Annotated in this window: 20 protein-coding genes, 1 rRNA gene and 1 pseudogene; 8 read left to right on the top strand and 14 right to left on the bottom strand. The window is 42.3% G+C overall.

The features are described from left to right. A 16S ribosomal RNA gene (locus H540_RS0106035) occupies positions 1 to 269 on the bottom strand; the annotation flags it as partial. Positions 270 to 605: 336 nt separating this feature from the next. Between H540_RS0106035 and H540_RS0106030 the strand changes: the two genes are divergently transcribed. Continuing rightward, the gene (locus H540_RS0106030) at positions 606 to 962 is read left to right on the top strand and encodes a YgzB family protein (protein WP_028399869.1); all 357 of its coding nucleotides are present in this window, start codon (positions 606 to 608) and stop codon (positions 960 to 962) included. Positions 963 to 975: 13 nt separating this feature from the next. On the opposite strand, the gene perR is transcribed toward H540_RS0106030, so the two are convergent. The 6 genes from perR to H540_RS0105995 form a co-directional block, all read right to left on the bottom strand. Beyond that, a complete protein-coding gene (gene perR / locus H540_RS0106025) occupies positions 976 to 1,419 on the bottom strand; it encodes a peroxide-responsive transcriptional repressor PerR (protein WP_028399868.1) in 444 nt (147 codons plus the stop codon). Positions 1,420 to 1,813: 394 nt separating this feature from the next. Next, the gene (gene bcp / locus H540_RS0106015; protein WP_028399867.1) at positions 1,814 to 2,278 is read right to left on the bottom strand and encodes a thioredoxin-dependent thiol peroxidase; all 465 of its coding nucleotides are present in this window, start codon (positions 2,276 to 2,278) and stop codon (positions 1,814 to 1,816) included. A gap of 43 nt (positions 2,279 to 2,321) precedes the next feature. Continuing rightward, entirely contained in the window at positions 2,322 to 2,732 is a 411-nt protein-coding gene (locus H540_RS0106010; RefSeq protein WP_028399866.1) for a potassium channel family protein, read from the bottom strand. A gap of 46 nt (positions 2,733 to 2,778) precedes the next feature. Beyond that, positions 2,779 to 3,564, bottom strand: a complete 786-nt coding sequence (locus H540_RS0106005; protein WP_028399865.1) for an ABC transporter permease — start codon at positions 3,562 to 3,564, stop codon at positions 2,779 to 2,781. A 4-nt stretch (positions 3,565 to 3,568) separates the two neighbouring features. Then, positions 3,569 to 4,360 carry an ABC transporter permease gene (locus H540_RS0106000; RefSeq protein WP_028399864.1) on the bottom strand — a complete coding sequence of 264 codons (792 nt, stop codon included), beginning with the start codon at positions 4,358 to 4,360 and terminating at the stop codon, positions 3,569 to 3,571. Continuing rightward, a complete protein-coding gene (locus tag H540_RS0105995) occupies positions 4,353 to 5,366 on the bottom strand; it encodes an ABC transporter ATP-binding protein (protein WP_028399863.1) in 1,014 nt (337 codons plus the stop codon). Before H540_RS0105995 ends, H540_RS0106000 begins: the two co-directional genes overlap by 8 nt. Positions 5,367 to 5,567: 201 nt before the next feature. Here H540_RS0105995 and H540_RS0105990 point away from each other — a divergent pair, with 201 nt between their 5' ends. From H540_RS0105990 to H540_RS0105980, 3 genes are all read left to right on the top strand, one after another. Then, complete coding sequence (locus H540_RS0105990) at positions 5,568 to 6,875, top strand: glutamate-1-semialdehyde 2,1-aminomutase (RefSeq protein WP_028399862.1); 1,308 nt, start codon at positions 5,568 to 5,570, stop codon at positions 6,873 to 6,875. Between the two features lie 249 nt (positions 6,876 to 7,124). Then, positions 7,125 to 11,549: a glutamate synthase-related protein gene (locus H540_RS0105985; protein ID WP_155890954.1), complete on the top strand. Its 4,425-nt coding sequence runs from the start codon at positions 7,125 to 7,127 to the stop codon at positions 11,547 to 11,549. Positions 11,550 to 11,733: 184 nt separating this feature from the next. Further along, complete coding sequence (locus H540_RS0105980; RefSeq protein ID WP_028399860.1) at positions 11,734 to 12,822, top strand: FUSC family protein; 1,089 nt, start codon at positions 11,734 to 11,736, stop codon at positions 12,820 to 12,822. Positions 12,823 to 12,844: 22 nt separating this feature from the next. Here H540_RS0105980 and H540_RS0105975 read toward each other — a convergent pair whose 3' ends face one another. The 4 genes and pseudogenes from H540_RS0105975 to H540_RS29070 all read right to left on the bottom strand — a co-directional run. Further along, complete coding sequence (locus H540_RS0105975) at positions 12,845 to 14,599, bottom strand: ABC transporter ATP-binding protein (protein WP_028399859.1); 1,755 nt, start codon at positions 14,597 to 14,599, stop codon at positions 12,845 to 12,847. Positions 14,600 to 14,975: 376 nt separating this feature from the next. Beyond that, positions 14,976 to 15,506, bottom strand: a complete 531-nt coding sequence (ntdP, locus tag H540_RS0105970) for a nucleoside tri-diphosphate phosphatase (RefSeq protein ID WP_028399858.1) — start codon at positions 15,504 to 15,506, stop codon at positions 14,976 to 14,978. A 111-nt stretch (positions 15,507 to 15,617) separates the two neighbouring features. Beyond that, positions 15,618 to 15,863 carry a YgaB family protein gene (locus tag H540_RS0105965; protein WP_028399857.1) on the bottom strand — a complete coding sequence of 82 codons (246 nt, stop codon included), beginning with the start codon at positions 15,861 to 15,863 and terminating at the stop codon, positions 15,618 to 15,620. A 376-nt stretch (positions 15,864 to 16,239) separates the two neighbouring features. Continuing rightward, a pseudogene (locus H540_RS29070) lies at positions 16,240 to 16,437 on the bottom strand (gamma-type small acid-soluble spore protein); the annotation flags it as partial. Positions 16,438 to 16,566: 129 nt separating this feature from the next. On the opposite strand from H540_RS29070, the gene H540_RS0105950 reads away from it, so the two are divergent. After that, positions 16,567 to 16,791 (top strand): hypothetical protein, encoded by a 225-nt coding sequence (locus H540_RS0105950; RefSeq protein ID WP_028399856.1) that lies wholly within the window; start codon positions 16,567 to 16,569, stop codon positions 16,789 to 16,791. A 378-nt stretch (positions 16,792 to 17,169) separates the two neighbouring features. Here H540_RS0105950 and mutY read toward each other — a convergent pair whose 3' ends face one another. Continuing rightward, complete coding sequence (gene mutY, locus H540_RS0105945) at positions 17,170 to 18,234, bottom strand: A/G-specific adenine glycosylase (RefSeq protein WP_034670452.1); 1,065 nt, start codon at positions 18,232 to 18,234, stop codon at positions 17,170 to 17,172. Positions 18,235 to 18,438: 204 nt separating this feature from the next. Between mutY and H540_RS0105940 the strand changes: the two genes are divergently transcribed. Continuing rightward, on the top strand, positions 18,439 to 19,419 hold the full coding sequence (locus H540_RS0105940) for a metal-dependent hydrolase (RefSeq protein WP_028399854.1): 981 nt from the start codon (positions 18,439 to 18,441) through the stop codon (positions 19,417 to 19,419). Positions 19,420 to 19,445: 26 nt separating this feature from the next. Here H540_RS0105940 and H540_RS0105935 read toward each other — a convergent pair whose 3' ends face one another. Beyond that, positions 19,446 to 19,712: a YfhJ family protein gene (locus H540_RS0105935; RefSeq protein ID WP_028399853.1), complete on the bottom strand. Its 267-nt coding sequence runs from the start codon at positions 19,710 to 19,712 to the stop codon at positions 19,446 to 19,448. 115 nt (positions 19,713 to 19,827) lie between these two features. Between H540_RS0105935 and H540_RS0105930 the strand changes: the two genes are divergently transcribed. Next, positions 19,828 to 19,986, top strand: coding sequence for a small, acid-soluble spore protein K (locus tag H540_RS0105930; protein ID WP_028399852.1), 159 nt, complete (start codon positions 19,828 to 19,830; stop codon positions 19,984 to 19,986). Between the two features lie 130 nt (positions 19,987 to 20,116). Continuing rightward, a complete protein-coding gene (locus H540_RS31825) occupies positions 20,117 to 20,269 on the top strand; it encodes a YpzG family protein (RefSeq protein ID WP_081415030.1) in 153 nt (50 codons plus the stop codon). A gap of 45 nt (positions 20,270 to 20,314) precedes the next feature. On the opposite strand, the gene H540_RS0105920 is transcribed toward H540_RS31825, so the two are convergent. Continuing rightward, positions 20,315 to 20,644 (bottom strand): YfhH family protein, encoded by a 330-nt coding sequence (locus tag H540_RS0105920; RefSeq protein ID WP_028399851.1) that lies wholly within the window; start codon positions 20,642 to 20,644, stop codon positions 20,315 to 20,317. Between the last annotated feature and the right edge of the window lie 15 nt (positions 20,645 to 20,659).

Below are 20,659 nucleotides of genomic sequence, written 5' to 3'. Positions count from 1 at the left end.
CTTGGTGAGCCATTACCTCACCAACTAGCTAATGCGACGCAGGTCCATCTGTAAGTGACAGCCGAAGCCGCCTTTCCATTTCGAGTCATGCGACTCAAAAAAGTATCCGGTATTAGCTTCGGTTTCCCGAAGTTATCCCAGTCTTACAGGCAGGTTACCCACGTGTTACTCACCCGTCCGCCGCTAACCTCCGAAGAGGTTCGCTCGACTTGCATGTATTAGGCACGCCGCCAGCGTTCATCCTGAGCCAGGATCAAACTCTCCATAAAAGTGTTTGTCTAGCTTTAAAATAAAAATTGACGTTTCACATTTTGTTTAGTTTTCAAAGAACTGTTCATCGCTTAAAGCGACTTCTTCATGTTAACATTTTGTTTTTTCTATGTCAACAACTTTCTTTATTTCATTTCCGCTTCATGCTGTTGTGCATCAGCGACGTTTATTAATATACCATTCCCCTTAATCAAGGTCAACACTTTTTCTAAAAAAATTTCACATCGTGTTTTCGCAAGAAGAACTTAGCTCATTTCAAATAGAGCATACACATCTTTTATATAATGACGCTGTTCAACATGTGCTATAGTATTCAATAGAGGAGGATGATTTGAATGGAACCTAAATATTCAAGCAAAATAAATAAGATTCGCACGTTCGCACTGGGGCTTGTATTCGGAGGATTATTTATTTCTTACTTAGGGGTATTCTTTCGAAAATCACCGCTTATCATGTCTTTATTCATTATAGTAGGTTTTTTAGCGATTATCGCAAGTACTGTTGTATACTTCTGGATCGGTATGCTTTCAACAAAAACTGTGCAAGTTGTCTGTCCGGAATGCGGAAGAACAACAAAAATGCTTGGGCGGGTTGATGCTTGTATGTATTGCAAACAGCCGATTACCCTTGACCCGGATTTAGATGGAAAAGAGTTTGATGAAAAATACAATCAGAAAAAATATAAAGGCTGACATGACGTCAGCCTTAGTTATGCATGGAACGGCTGCAGTCTGGACAGGTGCCGTATAGTTCCATGCGATGATTTTTAATTATAAACCCTGTTTCTTCAGCAGCCTTTTGTTCCAGCTGCTCTAATCCTGTATAAGGGAAATCAACTATCTTTCCGCAGCTTTCACAAATTACGTGATAGTGATGACTTGTAACGTAATCAAATCTGCTGGATGCATCCCCGTATGTCAATTCCTTAACGAGCCCCACTTCTTTAAATACTCGCAAGTTATTATATACAGTTGCAACACTCATGTTTGGAAATTTGCCTTCAAGCGCTTTGTAAATTTCATCAGCGGTCGGGTGCGCCATTGATGCCACAAGATACTCTAAAATGGCATGACGCTGTGGAGTAATCCGTACACCCGTACCTTTTAAAAGTTCCAGCGCTTCCTTTAATTCTTCTTTAACCAACGCCATGCACCTCATTTCTAAATGAATTATTATTTTATAATTTTTATAAACAGTGTACAGCGTTTTTATTCGTTCTGTCAATATTTCTCCTGTTTCTCTATTGCTTTTCTTTGAATTACCCACTCCTTAAGGAAGGGGTTTTCTCGCCTACTCTTTTGATAAAACTGACTATACATCATTATCTTTTCCAAACTTTATTACACATTCTATTTCCTTTTTATGCTAAACCTTGTCCTATTTATGACTGGAAATGAAAACAAATGAAAAAAGTGCGAGAAATCTCTCGCACTGTAAATATCATTAGAGGAGGTATGCCCTATACTGTAGGATATGACCCATATGGAAAATTGTATAGACGAATGCCCCGGTTTCTATAAAAAATCATTCATAAATATTTCTCCTACATGTTTTCTTTTATAAAAGAAAGCACTTCTTCAGCATGATTCTTTACTTTCACTTTACGCCATTCCTTCACAAGCGCTCCATCTTTATCAATAAGAAAAGTGGAGCGCTCAATTCCCATATATTCTTTCCCGAAATTCTTCTTGAGCTTCCAAACCTCATATAATCCAGCAGCTTCATGCTGTTCGTCTGCCAATAACAAAAATGATAAGCTATGCTTTTCAATAAACTTTGCATGCTTGCTTAGCGGATCTGGGCTGACGCCGAGAATCACTGTATTTTGTTCTTGGAACAAATCATATGCATCACGAAAATCACACGCTTGTGTCGTGCAGCCGGGGGTCATATCCTTTGGATAAAAATATAAAACAACGTTTTTCCCATGAAAATCAGACAATTTTACCTGCTCCCCGTTGCTTGCAGGCAATGTAAAATCCGGTGCTTTCTTTCCTGTTTCAATCATTGAGGTTCCTCCTTTATAGTCGGTTACCACAACTATAGCAAAACTAATTCCGTTTTTCATTTTCTATAACTGTATGCACAAGGAAAGCTGCAGGCATTGTATATCCGACTAGCGCCTCTACAATCGCAATCCATCTGCCGATGCCGACGGGTGTAATATCTCCGTATCCGACTGAAAGCAGGGTAATGGCGCTAAAATACATACATACCTCTATCATTTGAAATGAATGTATATTTAAGTCTTTCCCGTCTTCTTCTAATACAGGCAGTCCCATCTCCTCCAGCATAAGATAGCTGATGCCGAACGCAATCAGCACTGTCGTGTAAATGGAGCACAGCAAAAGCAGGTTATGAAATGAAAAAAAACGTCCCGGCATGCGCGCGGATGCTAAAAGAATGCGTACACTTTTAAAAACTGCAATTGCAGCTATTGTTAACAAAGCAAACCATACCATGTCCCCCACCTCATTTCATATGTATGAGCAGGGTGGACAAATTATATCAGTTGCCGGCGCCTCTATATTTTTTTACACCTTTATTCCAGATAAATACCGCAATGGAGAAACATAACAGTCCCATTACAGGAGTTAAAAAAGCATATGTGTACCATTCGCTGCGGTGCAGAAAGTAAGAGGCCGGATATACCCCTACAAACGCAAACGGCAAAATCCATGTTAATACAAAACGAATGATACCATTATATATATTGATTGGATAACGGCCGTAGTTCCCAATGTTATACATGAGCGGCATGATAGAGCTTCTCGCATCTGACCAAAACCCAATGCTTGCGAGCGAAACGAAAATACCACCATATACAAGCGCTCCTCCCATCACCATAATAATAAACAGAAAGAGATCATACCAATGGAAGGATAAGTGCAGTTCTGCCGCTGCGTACGCCATAATGATGATTCCTGTAATACCCCCTACCAAAGACTCCAAATCCATGCGCTCAAGCACAATTTGAAACAAACTATGGATGGGACGCGTCAGAATTCGATCCATTTCTCCCTTTACGATATATCGATCATTAAAATCCCATATATTAAAGAAAGAAGAGAAAATCGCAAACGGGACAAGGAAGAAGCCATATATGAAAATGATTTCTTCACGCAGCCATCCTTTCAGCATTTGCGTATGGCCAAACACGACAAGAATAAAAATAAGGTTTACAGCTTGCATAAGTAAATCGGAAAACATCCCGACAACAAGATCGCCGCGGTATTGCAGCTTTGTTTTCATATATTGACTTGCATACTGCAAGAACAGTTGAAAATATAACATACGCTTATCCTCCCTGTACGATCAATCGTTTTTTCGCCATATTCCACATGACAGCAATCGGAAGGATAAGAACGACAGACCAAATAACTTGGAACATAATAGCATTCCATACCGCTTCTCCTTTAATGCCCTCAGAGAAAATCATACTCGGGATATAACTGATAGCTTGAAACGGAAAGAACTTCATGACCGTTTGCGCCCAAAGAGGATAAAAGCTGATCGGCAATAGGAGTCCTGAAAATAAATCAATCATTACGCGCTTTGCATACATAAGTCCGTCATTGTTAAATAAGAAGAATGTCATCATGCCCGTAATCAAATTAATTTGTGTGTTAATAATGAAACTAAATATGAGAGAGATAAAAAAGTACACCCATGTTTGCACATTCGTTGTAATTGTAAGAGAGAATAATAATGCAACGATGAACATGCCCGGAATTGAGAAAAAAACAAATCGGAAAATCCCTTCCCCTAATCCCTGCATGACTTTCATTCCTAAGTAGTTATAGGGACGAATGAGTTCTACCGCTACGCGCCCTTCCCGAATTTCCATTGCGATTTCGCGGTCGATATTATTGAAATAAAAAGCACGGGCCATCCATGCGACCGCTACATATGTTGTCATTTGTGCTACAGACAAGCCTTGAATGCTTTCTTTTCCGCCATAAATTGCGTTCCATAAAAAATAATATGCACCGATATTAATCGTATAAATTAAAATTCCGCTGTAGTAATTCGTACGATACGCCAGCATCATTAAAAAGCGAATGCGAATCATCTCAAGATATTTATCCATGCCGAACGCCCTCTTCATAAATATTGCGGATGATTTCTTCTGTTGATACCTCATTAATTTTAATGTCTTTAATTTTGTATGTTTGTACAACCTTTGCGATTAATGTAGAAATGATAATTTCCTCGTTTGGAATTTTGGCAGTCCATATATTTTGACCGCTCCCTTGCGACCATATGACACCGTTATCCGGCATAAGCGAAGCAAGTTGAGGCAGCGAAACCGGAGAAGAAAACTGGAAGTTGATTTCTTTTTCGTCTCCCCATTGCGAACGGAGTTCTTCTAATAACCCGTCGTATATAATTTTTCCTTCGTCAAGCATCACGACGCGGTCACATAATGCCTCAATGTCTGAGATATCGTGTGTTGTAAGGAGAATGGTCGTTTTATATTTTTCATTAATTTCTTTCAAAAACTCACGGATTTTCAGTTTTACAAGAACGTCTAATCCAATTGTCGGTTCATCTAAAAATAACAGCGGTGGATTATGAATCAATGCGGCAGCCAGTTCGCACCGCATCCGCTGACCAAGCGACAGCTTCCGGACAGGCTTATCTAAAAGAGGCCCGATATCCAGCGTTTCAATGACGTGTTCCATGTGTTCTTTATATTGCTGATCCGATACACCATATACCTTTTTCAGCAAGCGAAATGACTCTTGAACCGCAATATCCCACCAAAGCTGCGAACGCTGACCGAATACTACGCCGATGGTGCGTACGAACTTTTCTCTCTCCTTATGAGGATTCATACCGTTCACGAGAATATGTCCCGATGTAGGTGTCAAAATCCCAGTCAGCATTTTGATTGTTGTTGATTTACCTGCCCCATTTTCTCCTATATAACCAATCATTTCTCCTTGCTTTACGTGAAAGGAAATATCATTGACAGCCGGAACGATTTTATAATTACGGGTAAACAAATCGCGAAACGCGCCCTTTAATCCAGAACGGCTGGAGTAAGAGACGAATTCTTTTCGCAGATCCTTTACCTCGATGACGTTTTCCATGATGCGCCCCCTTTTCTATATAACAACGAATAGTTTACCCAACAGCCCCGCGCATCACAAATAATATGTCTTATGTCCATGTAAGAAAAACTGAAAGACGTGAGTTTTTATACTTTCTTACTTTATAAAAAAATCGTGTTACAATAGAAAGATGTATCATGCTCCCTATAAAGTAAATGAAGTTAAAGGAGAGGAAGACTCGTGAATTTTACTAACTCAGAGCAATTACATAGTGAAGCGCTAGAGCATATTGTCGGAGGCGTGAATAGTCCGTCTCGCTCCTATAAAGCAGTTGGAGGAGGCGCTCCTGTAGCAATGGAACGCGCAAAGGGCGCATATTTCTGGGACGTAGACGGCAACAAATACATCGATTATTTGGCGGCGTACGGCCCAATCATTACAGGCCATGCCCATCCTCACGTGACAAAAGCCATCCAAGAAGCGGCAGAAAAAGGCGTGCTGTACGGAACACCGACTTCTCTTGAGGTTACATTTGCCAAAATGCTAAAAGAAGCAATGCCGTCTATGGATAAAGTCCGATTCGTAAACTCCGGTACAGAAGCGGTTATGACAACCATTCGTGTAGCTCGTGCGTATACAGGCAGAACAAAGATTATGAAGTTTGCCGGCTGCTACCACGGCCATTCCGATTTAGTGCTTGTGGCCGCAGGTTCCGGTCCCTCTACGCTCGGCACACCGGATTCCGCAGGCGTACCGCAAAGCATCGCAAAGGAAGTAATTACGGTTCCTTTCAATGATGTCGAAACATTTGCGGCAGCATTAGACAAATGGGGACATGAGGTAGCTGCAGTTCTTGTCGAACCGATTGTTGGGAATTTTGGAATTGTGTCGCCAAAAGAAGGATTTTTGGAAAAGGTTAATGAATTAACACATAAAGCAGGAGCTTTGGTGATTTATGACGAAGTAATTACCGCATTCCGTTTCATGTACGGAGGTGCACAAAACCTGCTCGGCGTAACTCCTGACTTAACTGCCTTAGGCAAAATTATCGGCGGCGGACTTCCTATCGGAGCATATGGCGGCAAGAAAGAAATTATGGCGCAAGTTGCACCGCTTGGTCCTGCATATCAGGCAGGAACGATGGCAGGAAATCCGGCATCTATGGCAGCAGGCATCGCTTGTCTTGAGGTATTGAAGCAAGAAGGCGTATATGACCAATTGGATGAGCTTGGGGCATTGCTCGAGGAAGGCATTCTGGCAAAAGCAAAAGAGCATAGCGTTCCGATTACAATTAACCGCTTAAAAGGCGCATTGACTGTATTCTTTACAACGAAAACGATTGAGAACTACGACGACGCTCAAAATACAGACGGCGAAATGTTCGGCAAGTTCTTTAAGCTGATGCTGAAACAAGGTGTAAACTTAGCTCCTTCTAAATATGAAGCTTGGTTCTTGACAACAGAACATACGAAGGAAGATATCGAATATACAATCCAAGCTGTTGGAAATGCATTCCGAGAATTAGCGAAGCACATCGTAAATTCTTAATGGCGAGAGAAAAAATAGGAGGCAAGCCCCCTATTTTTTCTCTTACCCTATTTCATGAATTCAAGTTAAATAGTATAATTATTCATAATTATAGAATGAGAAGGAATCATCCGGCATCCCCTGTCAATGATTTTCCTTTCTTACTCATCCCCCTAATAGGCAAAATACGCCTTTAATTTTCTAACAATTATGAATAGTTTTATTTCATAAATATTCTGGATGGAGGTGAATGGCCTCATGGCCAACACGATGACAAACAAATGGACCCCTGCCATGTTTCGTGAATTTAGAAATGCGGAGCACGATGCTTGTGGTATCGTTTCCGTTATGGAGAAGAAACACATCCCCACAAAAGAGAATATTGATTTATGTATACAATCATTAGTAAAGATGAATCACCGCGCCGGATTTATTAACGGCGAAGGCGACGGTATTGGTATTCATATCGACCTTCCAAAAACACTTTGGAAAGAAAAACTTGCGCTCTCCGGTATTGACTCTTCCTTAACGGAACGCCCGGACTTTATTGTGGGACACTTTTTTCTCGATCAAAAAATAGACACTCTTCTACTTCGCGAAGAAATGAGAGAAGCTTTTGCAAGAGAAGGATTAGAACTGATTTTTGAGACGGATCATGTAGTGAATTCCAACGCACTCGGTCCGCTTGCCCAAAAAGAAGAGCCTGTGTTTTGGCAGACCGCTTTTGTAACGAACGAAACGAAACCGAATTTAGAACTTGATTTGTTCAACTTAACAATTGTATTGGAGCAAAATGAAGCAGTTCACGTTGCATCATTAAGCGCCTATCATGCCGTTTATAAAGTGATGGGAGCAGGCGATACGCTTGTAAGCTATTATCAAGATTTGACCAACCCGCTTATCGCATCTGCCATGACGCTCGGACATAACCGCTACTCTACGAATACATTATCTAACTTTTTTCGCGTGCAGCCGTTCAGCGTATTAGGTCATAACGGTGAAATCAATACGATTGCAAAGCTTCGCGATCAAGCGGACATGATGCAGGTTCCGCTTACGGCAGGAGGAAGCGACTCCCAAGACTTAAACCGTACTATCGACACTCTTCTTGCCCGCTATAACTATAGTTTGTTTGAAGCAGTCGACTTGCTGTTCCCTCCGATTGTGAACGAAATTAAATTATATAAAGAACATTTACAAGATTTATATACGTACATGCGCGAAGCATGGGGCCATTTTGCACAAGGTCCCGCAGGCATCATCTCTCGCTATAAGGACGAGGCAGTATTCAGCGTAGATGCACTGGGACTTCGTCCGCTTTGGAAGGTGGAAACGGAAACTTCCTTTGTTTTCTCATCCGAGCCTGGTGTTGTACCGCCAAGTGAATATGCTGCAGAGCCAAAATCCTTGGCTCCTGGAGAGAAGGTCGGACTGAAATGGAATGAACAGGGTGAAATGGTTGTATATGAGTATGAAACATACCAAGAGGAAGTATATAAACGCTTCAGCCAGCGGGTAAATATGAAAGATTTCCGTTCTCATCTTGTTCCGCCGAAGCCGGAGCAAATAAATGGAGCGATACCGGACTTCAAAGTAGAAGATCAGCAATACGTTGCTTTCGGATGGGACCGTGAAAATATTCAGCTGTTAGAGCAAATGGCAGAAAAAGGCGCAGAGCCGATTCGCTCTCTCGGACACGATGCTCCTCTTGCTGCATTGGATCCGGACAGACGCAACATTGCAGACTTTATTAAAGAAAGTGTTGCAGTCGTAACAAACCCTGCAATTGACCGCGACCGTGAAGTAGAGCACTTCTCTACCCGCACAATTATCGGCAAACGTCCTTCTTTATTTGAAAAGCAGGAAAAACCATTTATTGTAGAGCTTCCATCCCCTGTTTTATTAGAGGGAGAGGCCGGACAAAAAGCAGCGGAGCAAACAGGCCAGCTCACTTACGAAGAGCTCGTTCATCTGTTTGCAGCACACGATACACTTTATAAGCTATCTATAACGTACTCACAGGGAGAAACGCTAACAGACGCGTTAGACCGTTTAGCAAATGAAGCTGTAACTGCAGTGCGTAAAGGCGCATCTCTTCTCATTGTGGATGATAGGAATGCACATCAAGACGGCAACTTGTGGATTGATCCGCATTTGATTGTCGGAAAATTGCAACAATCACTTGTAAAAGCGCATTTACGACGTGAATGCTCCTTATTGCTTCGCTCAGGCGCAATCCGTTCCTTACATGACCTCGTAACGGTATATGGATTAGGCGCTGATGCCGTAAGCCCATATTTGGCATTCGCCACTGTAAGCGACGGAAGCATAAAATCGTCTGTTAACTTATATAACGCATTGAATAAAGGATTAGAAAAGGTAATTTCTACAATCGGTATTCATGAGCTGCGCGGATACAGCCGACTGTTCTCTTCCATCGGCTTGCATAAAGAAGTGGCAGACACGCTTAATATCGTAAACTTCCTTGGTTCCGATACATTGGCATTCAACTTTGAAAATATGAAGCAGGATGCTTTGAAGCGTGCTGAAGATTTCACAAAAGAAGGAGCGAGAATGCGCAAAACGTTCCATATCTTCCCGCGCATTTGGAAAGCCATCGGCGATGTGGCAAAGGGCAACGCGTATGATGATTACCGAGAAAAGCTGGGAGAGCTTGAACAAAAAACACCTATTGCAATCCGGCACTTATCTGACTTCAAAGCGGCAGAAGAACCGGTCGCAACTGAAAAAGTAAGCATTCAGGCAGGCAATCATGATTTGCCGTTCATCATCAGTTCCATGTCATTCGGTTCTCAAAATGAAGTAGCCTTCCGCGCTTATGCAGAAGCAGCAGACCGTCTGAATATGATCAGCCTGAATGGTGAAGGCGGAGAAATTAAAGATATGATCGGCAAGTATCCAAAAACACGCGGACAGCAAGTAGCATCCGGACGATTTGGCGTAACAGCCGAACTTTTGAATTCCTCCAACCTGATTGAAATCAAAATCGGGCAAGGCGCAAAGCCGGGAGAAGGCGGTCACTTGCCGGGCTCTAAAGTAACAGCGAAAATCGCAGAAGCACGCAATGCGACAATCGGATCTGACTTGATTTCTCCTTCTAACAATCATGATATTTACTCGATTGAAGACTTGGCACAAATGATTACGGAAATTAAAACGGCTAACAACCAAGCTAAGGTTGCTGTTAAAGTTCCTGTCGTGCCGAACATCGGAACAATCGCAGTTGGTATCGCAAAAGCAGGTGCGGATTTCATTAATATCAGCGGCTTTGACGGCGGTACAGGTGCTGCGAGAATTCACGCACTGCATCATGTAGGATTACCTGTTGAAATCGGGGTAAAAGCAGCTCACAACGCTTTAATTGAAGCGGGCATGCGTCAAGGGGTGGAAATTTGGGCAGACGGCGGCATTCGCAGCGTAGCAGATGCGCTGAAAATTATGCTGCTCGGTGCAAACCGAATCGGCTTCGGCACACTGTCCATGGTTGCCATCGGGTGTACAACTTGCCGCGGCTGCCATTTGGATACATGCCATGTAGGAATTGCAACGCAAATTGAATCCGAAGCGCAAGCGAAAGAACATGGTCTGCGCCGCTTTGTTCCTCGTGAGTTTGACAGAGCCGTGCAAGGATTGCTGAACTTGTTTACAACATTCGGCATGGAATTGAAGAGATTAACAGGACAGCTTGGCTATGCAAACTTACAAGAAATTGTAGGGCGATCTGACTTATTAGTGCAGGCTCGCGGATTAGATCTCTTAGATTTATCGCATATGTTAGAGGTCATGGAAACGGAAACGCCATTCACAGTCGTAGCCCAAACATCAGACCAGCAAGCGGAAGGAAGCTTTACTGTTGAATCAAAAGAGCTTGTAGCAGTTGGCGTTGACCAGCGCGTTATGGGCGGATTGGAATCCTGCTATCGCGTGCGCACAAAGCTTGCAGGCGGGAATTTAGAGCCGATTACATTAAAATATAAAGACGGTATCCCAGGAAACGGCTTAGGAGCATACAACAGTGACAACATCTTTATTCACGTAAGCGGCGGCGCACAAGACGGCATCGGTAAAACATCGCTTGGCGGCGGCATCTATATCATGAAAGCAAAAGGAAAAGACAGCCGCTTCTATAACGGTTCTGTCGGAAAAGGCTTTGGCTACGGCGCGCAAAAAGGCTCTCTATACGTGCAAGGCAATGCAGATGCCCGTGCAGGAATTCGTCTATCCGGAGCGGACATGATAATCGGCGGACGGTTGACGCAGCCGATTCCTGCAAAGGAATATGGCAACCTTAGCGTACACGCTAACATTAAAGGTTTTGCATTTGAATATATGACAAACGGACGCGGTCTTGTATTAGGAGACCCTGGTCCATGGATTTGCGCGGGCATGACAGGAGGAGTCGTATACCTTCGTCATCAGCCGGAAATGGGCTTAACCGAAGAAGCACTCCACCGCCGCATCGCCAAAGGCGCAAACGTTACAGTGAAGCAGCTCAGCCAAAAAGGCATGGCAGACGTAACGGAATTGCTTCTTGATTATATCCGGATTTTAACAGACCATGAACAATATGAAGAAGTAAGTATTATTTCTTCCCTGCTTGATGATGTAAAGAACAGCTTCCTTGAAGTCATTCCGGCAAAAGAGCAGGCAGATCCATCCGTTTCTACAGAATGATTCATATCATTTGACCTTTTTTTAGCCTCATAGTAAGCTAATGAACAAACAAAAAACCTGCTGAAAATTCAGCAGGTTTTTCATTCTATCTCCTTTAAAAAATCTCTTGCTAACAGAAACTAATCCATGTATAGTAACATACTGTGCATCGATTATGAGATAAAGAAAGGAATTTTTATCAGGTATGAAACTAGGTGCTCGGATTTTAAAAACGGGTATTGCCATTACACTGGCTCTGTATGCTTCTACACTGCTCGGACTGCCGTCTCCAGTATTTGCTGGAATCTCTGCTGTCTTTGCAATTCAGCCTTCTGTTTATCGCTCTTATTTAACCGTATTGGAGCAGCTGCAAGCAAATGTAATTGGTGCAATTGGTGCAATTGTTTTCGTTTTAATCTTCGGAAATAATCCATTTATTATCGGTTTAACGGCTGTTTTAGTGATTATCTTGACGCGGCAGCTGCGGTTGGAAAATACAATTTCCGTCGCGATTGTAACGGTTATCGCCATCATGGAGTACCAAGGCCCAAACTTCTTCAACTTTGCTCTGCTGCGATTTGTTACGGTTATGGTCGGAGTTCTTTCCGCGTCCATTGTAAACCTTGTGTTTATGCCGCCAAAATATGAAACGAAGCTATATCATAAAATTACAGACAACACAGAGGAAATTTTGAAGTGGATTCGAATGAATATTCGTCAAGCTTCTGATTTTGTTACTTTAAAATCAGACATTGACCGCATGAAAGAAAAAATGATAAGAATGAATCATTTTTATCTTTTGTATAAAGAAGAGCGAAGCTATACGAAAAAGGCTCGATACGCACAATCCCGCAAGCTTGTCCTGTTTCGGCAAATGCTTACGACGACAAATCGTGCGCTGGAGACATTGAAGTATTTGCACCGGCTGGAAAATGAGCTGCTGCATATGCCGGACCAAGTGCGGGAACTTATTCAAAATGAACTGGACTGCTTGGTAAACTACCACGAGCAAGTGCTTTTAAAATTTATCGGAAAAACAAAAACGCATCAGCCGTTAGAAATGCTGGATGCTGTATGTACGGGGAGAAATAAACTGCTCCGCTCCTTTATGAGTCATCATAACCCGGAGCACGAAGATGAATATAAAACATGGCTGCACTTGTTTCCGCTCATTTCTGCCATCATTGATTATGGTGAGCAGGCTGAGCACTTAGACAAATTGATTGGCAGCTTCTATACGTATCATAAACCTGAAGATGAACTTCACATTACAGAACAGCGCGAAGATGAATAATAACCCTCTGCTATGCAGAGGGTTATTGTTTTACATACTCCAGGTTTTGAATGTGATATAAATCATAATAATAACCTTGTTTCTCCATCAATTCTCCGTGCGTACCCATTTCTTTAATTTCTCCGTCTTGTACATACACAATCTTATCTACATGTGTAATGGTAGAAAGGCGATGCGCGATAATGAGCGTTGTTCGGTCACTCGCTAATGTCTGCAAGGCTTCTTGAATATATTTTTCATTTTCTAAATCAAGTGCAGATGTCGCTTCGTCTAAAATTAACAAAGAGGGATTTTTTAAAAACACGCGTGCAATAGCAATGCGCTGACGCTGTCCGCCCGAAAGCTTTACTCCCCTCTCCCCTACTACCGTATCGTAGCCGTCCGGGAGACCAACGATAAAGTCATGAGCATGCGCCGCTTTTGCTGCTTCTATTACTTCTTCTTCAGAAGCGTCCGGTCTGCCGTATAAAATATTAGACATAATTGTATCGCTGAATAAAATATTATCCTGCAGTACAATGCCGATATGACTGCGCAAATTCCGGATTTGATAATCGCGCACGTCTACATCATCAATTGTAATCTTACCTTCTGTTACATCGTAAAAGCGTGGAATCAATCCGACAAGAGACGATTTTCCGCCGCCGCTAAGTCCCACAAGCGCTACCTTTTCCCCAGGCTCAATATGAAGCGAAACATGCTTCAATACATCCGCATCCTTCTTATTATACCGAAATGAAACATCTTGAAATGAAATTTTTCCATATAAATCTTTTCGTACTACCGCATTGGGGCGATCTACAATTTCATACGATTCATCCAGCAGATCAAATACGCGATCCATGGATGCAAATGATTGTGTAAGCGTTGTAGAAGAGTTAACAAGACGGCGTAACGGATTATACAAACTGTCCATATAACCGACAAACGCAACCATCGTTCCTAAAGTCAGCTGTCCGTGAAGCACAAGATATGCTGTAAAACCAATAACAACGAGAGGACCTAAATCTGTTAACGTATTTACAGATGAAAATGTTTTAGCTGTCCAGTTTGTATGATTGAGTGCCTTATTCAAAAATTCACCATTTTTCCCGGCAAATTGCTCCTCCTCATATTTCTCCAACGCAAAGCTTCTTGTAACTTGAATGCCTTGAATGCGCTCGTGCAAGTATCCCTGCATAGACGCAAGCGCTTGGGAACGCGCTCTGGTCAGCTGGCGCAAACGAGTGAAAAAATACTTGACCGCCACTGCATAAACAGGAAGAACAAGCAGCGCAACAAATGTAAGCTTTGCGCTCATAGAAAACATCACAGCGATCGCAATTAAGATTGTCGCCGTGTCCAGCCATACATTCATCAGTCCGGTAATGACAAAATCCTTCGTTTGCTCCACGTCATTAATTACACGCGAAATAACTTCTCCTGTTTTTGTATTGGAATAATAACGCAAGCTCAGCTTCTGTAAATGTGAAAAAATATGTTTGCGTAAATCATATAAGACGGTATTGGCAATGCGCTGCGCGTAATATTGACGGTAGTATTCAATGGGAGGGCGCAAAACTGCAAATATGAACAAAGCGATTCCCATCGCAGTAAACAGATGTTTCGTTTTGTCTTGCAGTGAATCACTGCTGTGAATGACGTCATCAATGAGATATTTCAAAAGAAGCGGTAAAATTAAAGGAATGCCAAACTTAATAAACCCAATAACAATCGTAACAGTGATTTGCCATTTATAGGGCTTTACAAATTGCAAATATCTTTTTATACTGTTCAATTTACTTTCCCCCTCTTCCTATATATGAGTGAATTATAATTTCGACATTTCCATGTGTATGCTTCTTCTCTCTGGTTTACCCTTGCATGAACCAAAGGTTTAACCGCTTCCGCGCGTCGCCGGATGCTCTCGCCCCACTATCAAATATATATATAAATGATTTATAATTTCGACGTTTTCATTTGCTATTTCGAACAAAACGGCATTGGCACTTACTTCCTCTCTCTGGTTTACCCTTGCATGGGCCACTACAAGGGTTTGACCGCTTCTGCACGTCGCCGGATGCTCTCGCCCCACTATAAAAAGACGATTTTTTTATTCAGTTATATATAGATGGTACTAAGAAAACCTGCTGAATATGCATCAGCAGGTTTTCCTAGTCTTTATACATAAGATAGCGTTCGTACCATATGTCGATAAAATCCGGAGCAAAGGGACCTTTACGCTGGTGAATCCATTCTTTTAAGCACTCCACGTTGCGCTTTAGAATCGTATCGATAACGTCAGGATAATTCATAAGCTTCCGATGCTTGTCATACTCGTCCTCATCTAGAAGAACGTATGTCATATCCGGATACACTTTAATATCCAAATCATAATCAATATACTTCAGAGCTTCTTCATCATAAGCAAACGGAGAACTTACATTGCAGTAATAGTAAATGCCATCTTGTCTCAGCATTCCGATAATATTGAACCATTGGCTGCCATGAAAATAACAAATGGCAGGCTCTCTCGTAATCCACGTTCTGCCGTCCGACTCTGTCACAAGAGTTCGATCGTTCGCTCCGATTACTAAGCTTTGCGTCCCCTTCAAGACGGTCGTTTCCTCCCAAATTCTATGAATGAAGCCGTTATGTTTATAACTATGTATTTGTATCTTTTCTCCTTCTTTGGGAAAGCTCATGTTTCTCCCTTCTTTCGTTCTGGACGCTACTCCTTTAATAGTCTTATTCTATATTATAACGGTTATAGAGCGATTTTAAAACTAAAGAGCCAACTCAGTTTGAGTGACTCTTCAATTATGTATGAACTTTTCCTTCTGAAACGAATCGATGATTTGCTTCGTTTGCTGTTCAAACATCTCTTGCACGCCTCTCAGCTCCTGCTGCGTTTGTTGAATGCGCTCCTGTATCTCTTGATGCTCCGCTCCATCTTTCAAACTGCGCTGCATCATTTGATATCGCTCAAGCTTCGTCTGTAAATCCAAAAGTTGATCCATTGTCTTCAATTGCGTCCCTACAAGCCGATCGAATTCTGACATGTGCCTCTCCCCTTTTTCAAAACATTTTGTCATAGACAAATAATTCGCACTCTACCAACATTCCCCTTTGACTACATTTGTAGACCTATCGGAAGTTCTGTCGTTTTTCTAGAAAAGCGACGCCGGCTCGTTCAGGTGCAGAACCAGAGGTTCTCACCCCTCAAAGGCGCTTTTTGCCTTTGTGTGGCGGAGGTTCTCTGGTGGCAGCGCCTAGCCGATGGAGCTGGACACCACCAAAAGCGACGCCGGCTCGTTCAGCTTCAAAAGGAACACCCCCTAGAAGCAACCTTACATCCTATGCCAGCGGGGTTGGATTTTATTCGCAAAAAAACACTCCCCAGATTAAGGGGAGTGCTTTCATTCATTATTGTTGAGGGTTTTGACTTTGGAAATTGCCAGAAGCTTGCGCTTTTTTAGCTTCAGCTTTAGCATTAGCCTGGTTTACGCTTTGTGCGTCAGTTTCTGTAGAGAACTCAGCACCGTAGCTAGCGTTTTGTTGTTTTACGTGTTGGATGCTTGTTCCGCTAGCTGTTTTGTTTGCTTGTTGTTTGTTGTTCATCATTATCACCTCCACAAAAGATAATGTAACCAATCCTCTTTTTGAATATGCCGACAAAAAATTAAAAAATAGTATCAAAATTAGAATATAAAATAACCCTTCCACTCAAACTAATGTGGAACTCGGTGAAGAGGGGGCTATCGCATGTATGTAGGACGTGACATGGCTGAACTTTCCATGCTGCCAAAAAATCAATGGAACAAGGACGAATTGGCATACTTCCATCATTCGCTTCAGCAAATGATGCCTTATTTGAATGCAGAAGGGCAAACTATTTATAAGGAGATCATCAAGGAAGTGGAAGAAAGAGGCGGCATGCAGCGCGGCGAAGCAGATTGGACGCACGGAACAAGAATTACATACGATTAAGAAAAGCGGAATCGGCTCGTTCAGGCGCAGAACCAGAGGTTCTCACCCCTCAAAGGCGCTTTTTGCCTTTGTGTGGGGGAGGTTCTCTGGTGGCAGCGCCTAGCCGATGGAGCTGGACATACTCCCAGAACTTTATACTTTCTTATTCTGTAAAAAAGGGGGCGCACAGAGCGTTCCCTTTCGTCATTGATTGAATAAAATTTTTTATACAATAGTGCGCCTCCCAAGTATAGTACCGGTCAAGACCTTTAAGATATCCTCCCCTTTGTTTAAATGCAGGTTTATTCTTTTGGAGCTCGTATATTAGGAACATCATGGGTTTCAAACGAAGGAAAGTGATTGACATAGTACACTTATCATTACAAAAAATCCAGCCTATTACAATAGACTGGACTGCAGCACACACTCTTCAAAAATCTTTTTATGCGAACGAGAAAACGTATACTGTTCAAATTCTTCTTTCGAAAGAAGCTTTAATGTATCCGTCTCTGCTATATCCTCTTCAATCGTTCCGTAAAATACGAAAATGTCCCATGTGCGATGTGTGAAGCCATGCTGGACAGCGGCCGCATATTCTCCTACCCTAATGGAAATACCGAACTGTTCCTTCAAATAATAAGCCAGCTGCTGCTTATGACTGCTGACGCCCTCTTGTACTTCCACGTTCGGAAACTCCCACATGTTCGCCAAGAGACCTGTACTCGGACGCTTATTGACAAGGTACTTGCCGTCTTTTGTACGAAATACGCCTGCTGCAATCGGGACAATCTTCGGATCTTTCGCTTTACTTTTCACAGGCAGCTCCTTTTGGACACTCTCATGAAAGGCACGGCAATGCTGACGCACTGGACAAAGAAGGCAAGCCGGATTTTTCGGAATACAAATTAACGCCCCTAATTCCATTAGTCCTTGATTAAAATAGGATGGATTTTCGTGTGAAATGACTTCGCGAATGATATCTTCAAACAGCTTTCGTGTTTTCGGCTTCGCAATATCGTCCCAAATAGATAAGATACGGGACATAACACGCATTACATTTCCGTCTACAGCCGGCTCCGGTATACCATAAGCAATGCTTAGGATTGCTCCTTTTGTATACGGGCCAACTCCTTTTAATTTTCCAATTTCTTCCGGTGTATCCGGTACCTTGCTCCCGTAATTTTCCTTCACTTCTTTCACAGCGGCATGCAAATTGCGGACACGGGAATAATAACCGAGTCCTTCCCACGCCTTGAGCACTTCATCTTCATTTGCGTTTGCCAAGTCTTCAAGTGCTGGAAACTTTTCCATGAAATTTTTATAGTATGGCTTTACCGCTTCTACCCGCGTTTGCTGCAGCATAATCTCCGATACCCATACACGATATGGATCTTTATTGATGCGCCAAGGCAAATCGCGCTGCTCGCGCTCAAACCAGTCAATTAAATCGTTCTGAAATTGCATTGTGTCAAATCCTTTTAATGTTTCAAGATGCGTTTTCAAATGCTACCTCCTATGAAAAGATACGTTTTTGCATATAATTACTATTATAAAGAAAATCGTTGAAATACCTAAATGTTTTGCCATAGGAAATTGCAGGCAAAAGCCTTGCCTGCACGAAAGAAAACACGTTACATTATAAAAAAGTGCGTTTGAGGAGGTTTTGTTATGGATACGGCCACTCATTTAGTAATGGGCATTACGCTTGGCGGAATGGCTACGCTTGATCCGGTAATCGCCCAAAGTGATATAGGATCGCAAGCAGTTATGCTTACCTCTATTATCGGGTCTAATATCCCAGACATCGATACAGTCTTGAAGCTGCGCAACAACGCAAAGTATATACGAAATCACCGCGGCATTACCCATTCCATTCCTGCTGTTATTCTTTGGACGTTATTGGTGAGCGGACTCGCATTTTTAATTTTTCCAACTTCGCCTTATCTTCATATCCTGCTTTGGTCCTTTATCGCTGTCTTTCTCCATGTATTCGTTGATATTTTTAACGCTTACGGTACACAAGCTCTTCGTCCCTTTACGAAGAAATGGGTTGCCCTGGGCGTTATCAACACCTTTGATGTAGTTATCTTCTTGATTCACAGCTTGGCTGTCGCTGTAATTGCAATCGGCGCTAATAAAGGCTTTACGGCTCTTTCCGCTTATATTTTAACGGTCATTTATTATATGGGGCGCATTGCGATGAGACGAAACATTGAGAGCATCGTACGAAAGCGTTTTGATAATGTAGAGCAGGTGGTTATTTCACCGACCTATCGTTTTTACCATTATCACCTCGCCATCGTCACCGATAAATATTTTTATGTAGCGCGCTTTCATCGCGGGAGTATCATGACACACGACAAGTTTGAACGCATTCCGCTTCCGGAAAATCCTGTAATTCAAACAGCTTTGAAGGATGAGAACATTTCTGCCTTTCTTTCGTTTTCACCAGTATATCGCTGGGATTTGTTTGAGTTCGATGATCACTACGAAGTTCGTTTTATTGACCTGCGCTACCGAAGCAAGAATTATTATCCATTCGTGGCCATTGTACAAATCGATAAACAACTCAACATCGTAAGCTCCTATACAGGATGGATTTTCAGCGAAGAAAAGCTGCGCAAGAAATTGCAGCTGATTCCGCACTAAAAAAGAGCGGCCGTCACGGCTGCTCTTTAGTGTTTCAAATGATCATCTCTGTTCAAAAGATGCTTGTATTTCGGGTTGTCAGATTGAATTAAATGAAGCTGTCCGCCATGGCGCTCAATCCAAGTTGACACGAGGTTTTCCGTTACTTCTGCTCCGTTATAGCGTCCTGATTTCGCATATGTCGCTTCCGTATCCTCCCAAAGCAGCTCTACCCACGAACGGGCTTGTGCGTACGAAAGGCTTTCATTTTTTTCAAGCAACCGATTGGTTAACTTCTCAAAAATATCGTTCATATTCTTCACTCCTATGGCAAATTTTACGGCCTGGTTCATTACATATTCCCCGCTTCCTTTACGCATTCTATAACTGATACTTCAGTATCAATTCCGTATGAGGGGGGTTTTCCTCTTGGGTACAAATAGCCAACGATTTACAGAAAAACGGAATCACAGCAAAATTGATGGTCAGCCAAAAGCAGAGGCTCGCTTTGCTTCTAAACGGGCTGACGGCACGATTAACACACATCCGCAAGAACGCATGCGTGCTTCTAATCACGAAAAAGCATAAAGTGAAACTTCATCAGCGAAATGCTTTTCTTCGCTGATGTTAGTTGAACCAATCGGGTTCTTAGCGTCCGTTATTCCTTCTTGCTTTACGGACGGTTAGAACGCGATAAAATCGAGCGAGAGGTGACCATATGAGCTACCGTGAGAATTTAGATCCACACTCTAAATTGTTTAATCCTACATGGGCGCGTCCAAAACATCAAAACTCGCAAGTGAACGGTCAAACACAAATAACACAACAAACCATCATCTTAAAAAGCAACGCAAAAGCGCACAAGTGGTAAGCCCTATATTAACGTCTAAATAGACCGATAGAAAAACCAGAGATGTTATCGCTTCTCTGGTTTTTCCAATAATGAAATTGGAATGCCGATTTCCTCGTTCTTATGATCTTCACGATAGCCCCATGCAAACACACCGTTAAAATATGTAATGGTAAAATTCACGCCCGGCTCTTCTGTAAGATGATATGTCTTTCCCACTTGAAATTCATTGATATCCATCATATATGCTTTTGCCATCGCCATCTTGCGCGTAAGCACTTCATATTCGTTTACCATACCAAGCTGTTCCGCTTTGACGGCCTTTTCCTTCAGCATGCGGATTTCTTCTTGAAGTTCAAACTTTGTCATGTCACTATATCGTCTTTGAATGCGCATCTTTTTCTCTCCCAT

The sequence above is a fragment of the Ectobacillus panaciterrae DSM 19096 genome (assembly GCF_000430785.1).
Taxonomy (GTDB): Bacteria; Bacillota; Bacilli; order Bacillales; family Bacillaceae_G; genus Ectobacillus; species Ectobacillus panaciterrae.
This window is presented reverse-complemented; position numbering and strand designations above follow the sequence as displayed.

What these genes read in the sequence shown, in the direction of transcription:
- H540_RS0106030 (WP_028399869.1), top strand. Translation starts at nt 606, where the DNA reads ATGGAACCTAAATATTCAAGCAAAATAAATAAGATTCGCACGTTCGCA.
- perR (WP_028399868.1), bottom strand. Translation starts at nt 1,419, where the DNA reads ATGGCGTTGGTTAAAGAAGAATTAAAGGAAGCGCTGGAACTTTTAAAA.
- bcp (WP_028399867.1), bottom strand. Translation starts at nt 2,278, where the DNA reads ATGATTGAAACAGGAAAGAAAGCACCGGATTTTACATTGCCTGCAAGC.
- H540_RS0106010 (WP_028399866.1), bottom strand. Translation starts at nt 2,732, where the DNA reads ATGGTATGGTTTGCTTTGTTAACAATAGCTGCAATTGCAGTTTTTAAA.
- H540_RS0106005 (WP_028399865.1), bottom strand. Translation starts at nt 3,564, where the DNA reads ATGTTATATTTTCAACTGTTCTTGCAGTATGCAAGTCAATATATGAAA.
- H540_RS0106000 (WP_028399864.1), bottom strand. Translation starts at nt 4,360, where the DNA reads ATGGATAAATATCTTGAGATGATTCGCATTCGCTTTTTAATGATGCTG.
- H540_RS0105995 (WP_028399863.1), bottom strand. Translation starts at nt 5,366, where the DNA reads ATGGAAAACGTCATCGAGGTAAAGGATCTGCGAAAAGAATTCGTCTCT.
- H540_RS0105985 (WP_155890954.1), top strand. Translation starts at nt 7,125, where the DNA reads ATGACAAACAAATGGACCCCTGCCATGTTTCGTGAATTTAGAAATGCG.
- H540_RS0105980 (WP_028399860.1), top strand. Translation starts at nt 11,734, where the DNA reads ATGAAACTAGGTGCTCGGATTTTAAAAACGGGTATTGCCATTACACTG.
- ntdP (WP_028399858.1), bottom strand. Translation starts at nt 15,506, where the DNA reads ATGAGCTTTCCCAAAGAAGGAGAAAAGATACAAATACATAGTTATAAA.
- H540_RS0105965 (WP_028399857.1), bottom strand. Translation starts at nt 15,863, where the DNA reads ATGTCAGAATTCGATCGGCTTGTAGGGACGCAATTGAAGACAATGGAT.
- H540_RS0105950 (WP_028399856.1), top strand. Translation starts at nt 16,567, where the DNA reads ATGTATGTAGGACGTGACATGGCTGAACTTTCCATGCTGCCAAAAAAT.
- mutY (WP_034670452.1), bottom strand. Translation starts at nt 18,234, where the DNA reads ATGCAATTTCAGAACGATTTAATTGACTGGTTTGAGCGCGAGCAGCGC.
- H540_RS0105940 (WP_028399854.1), top strand. Translation starts at nt 18,439, where the DNA reads ATGGATACGGCCACTCATTTAGTAATGGGCATTACGCTTGGCGGAATG.
- H540_RS0105935 (WP_028399853.1), bottom strand. Translation starts at nt 19,712, where the DNA reads ATGAACGATATTTTTGAGAAGTTAACCAATCGGTTGCTTGAAAAAAAT.
- H540_RS31825 (WP_081415030.1), top strand. Translation starts at nt 20,117, where the DNA reads ATGAGCTACCGTGAGAATTTAGATCCACACTCTAAATTGTTTAATCCT.
- H540_RS0105920 (WP_028399851.1), bottom strand. Translation starts at nt 20,644, where the DNA reads ATGCGCATTCAAAGACGATATAGTGACATGACAAAGTTTGAACTTCAA.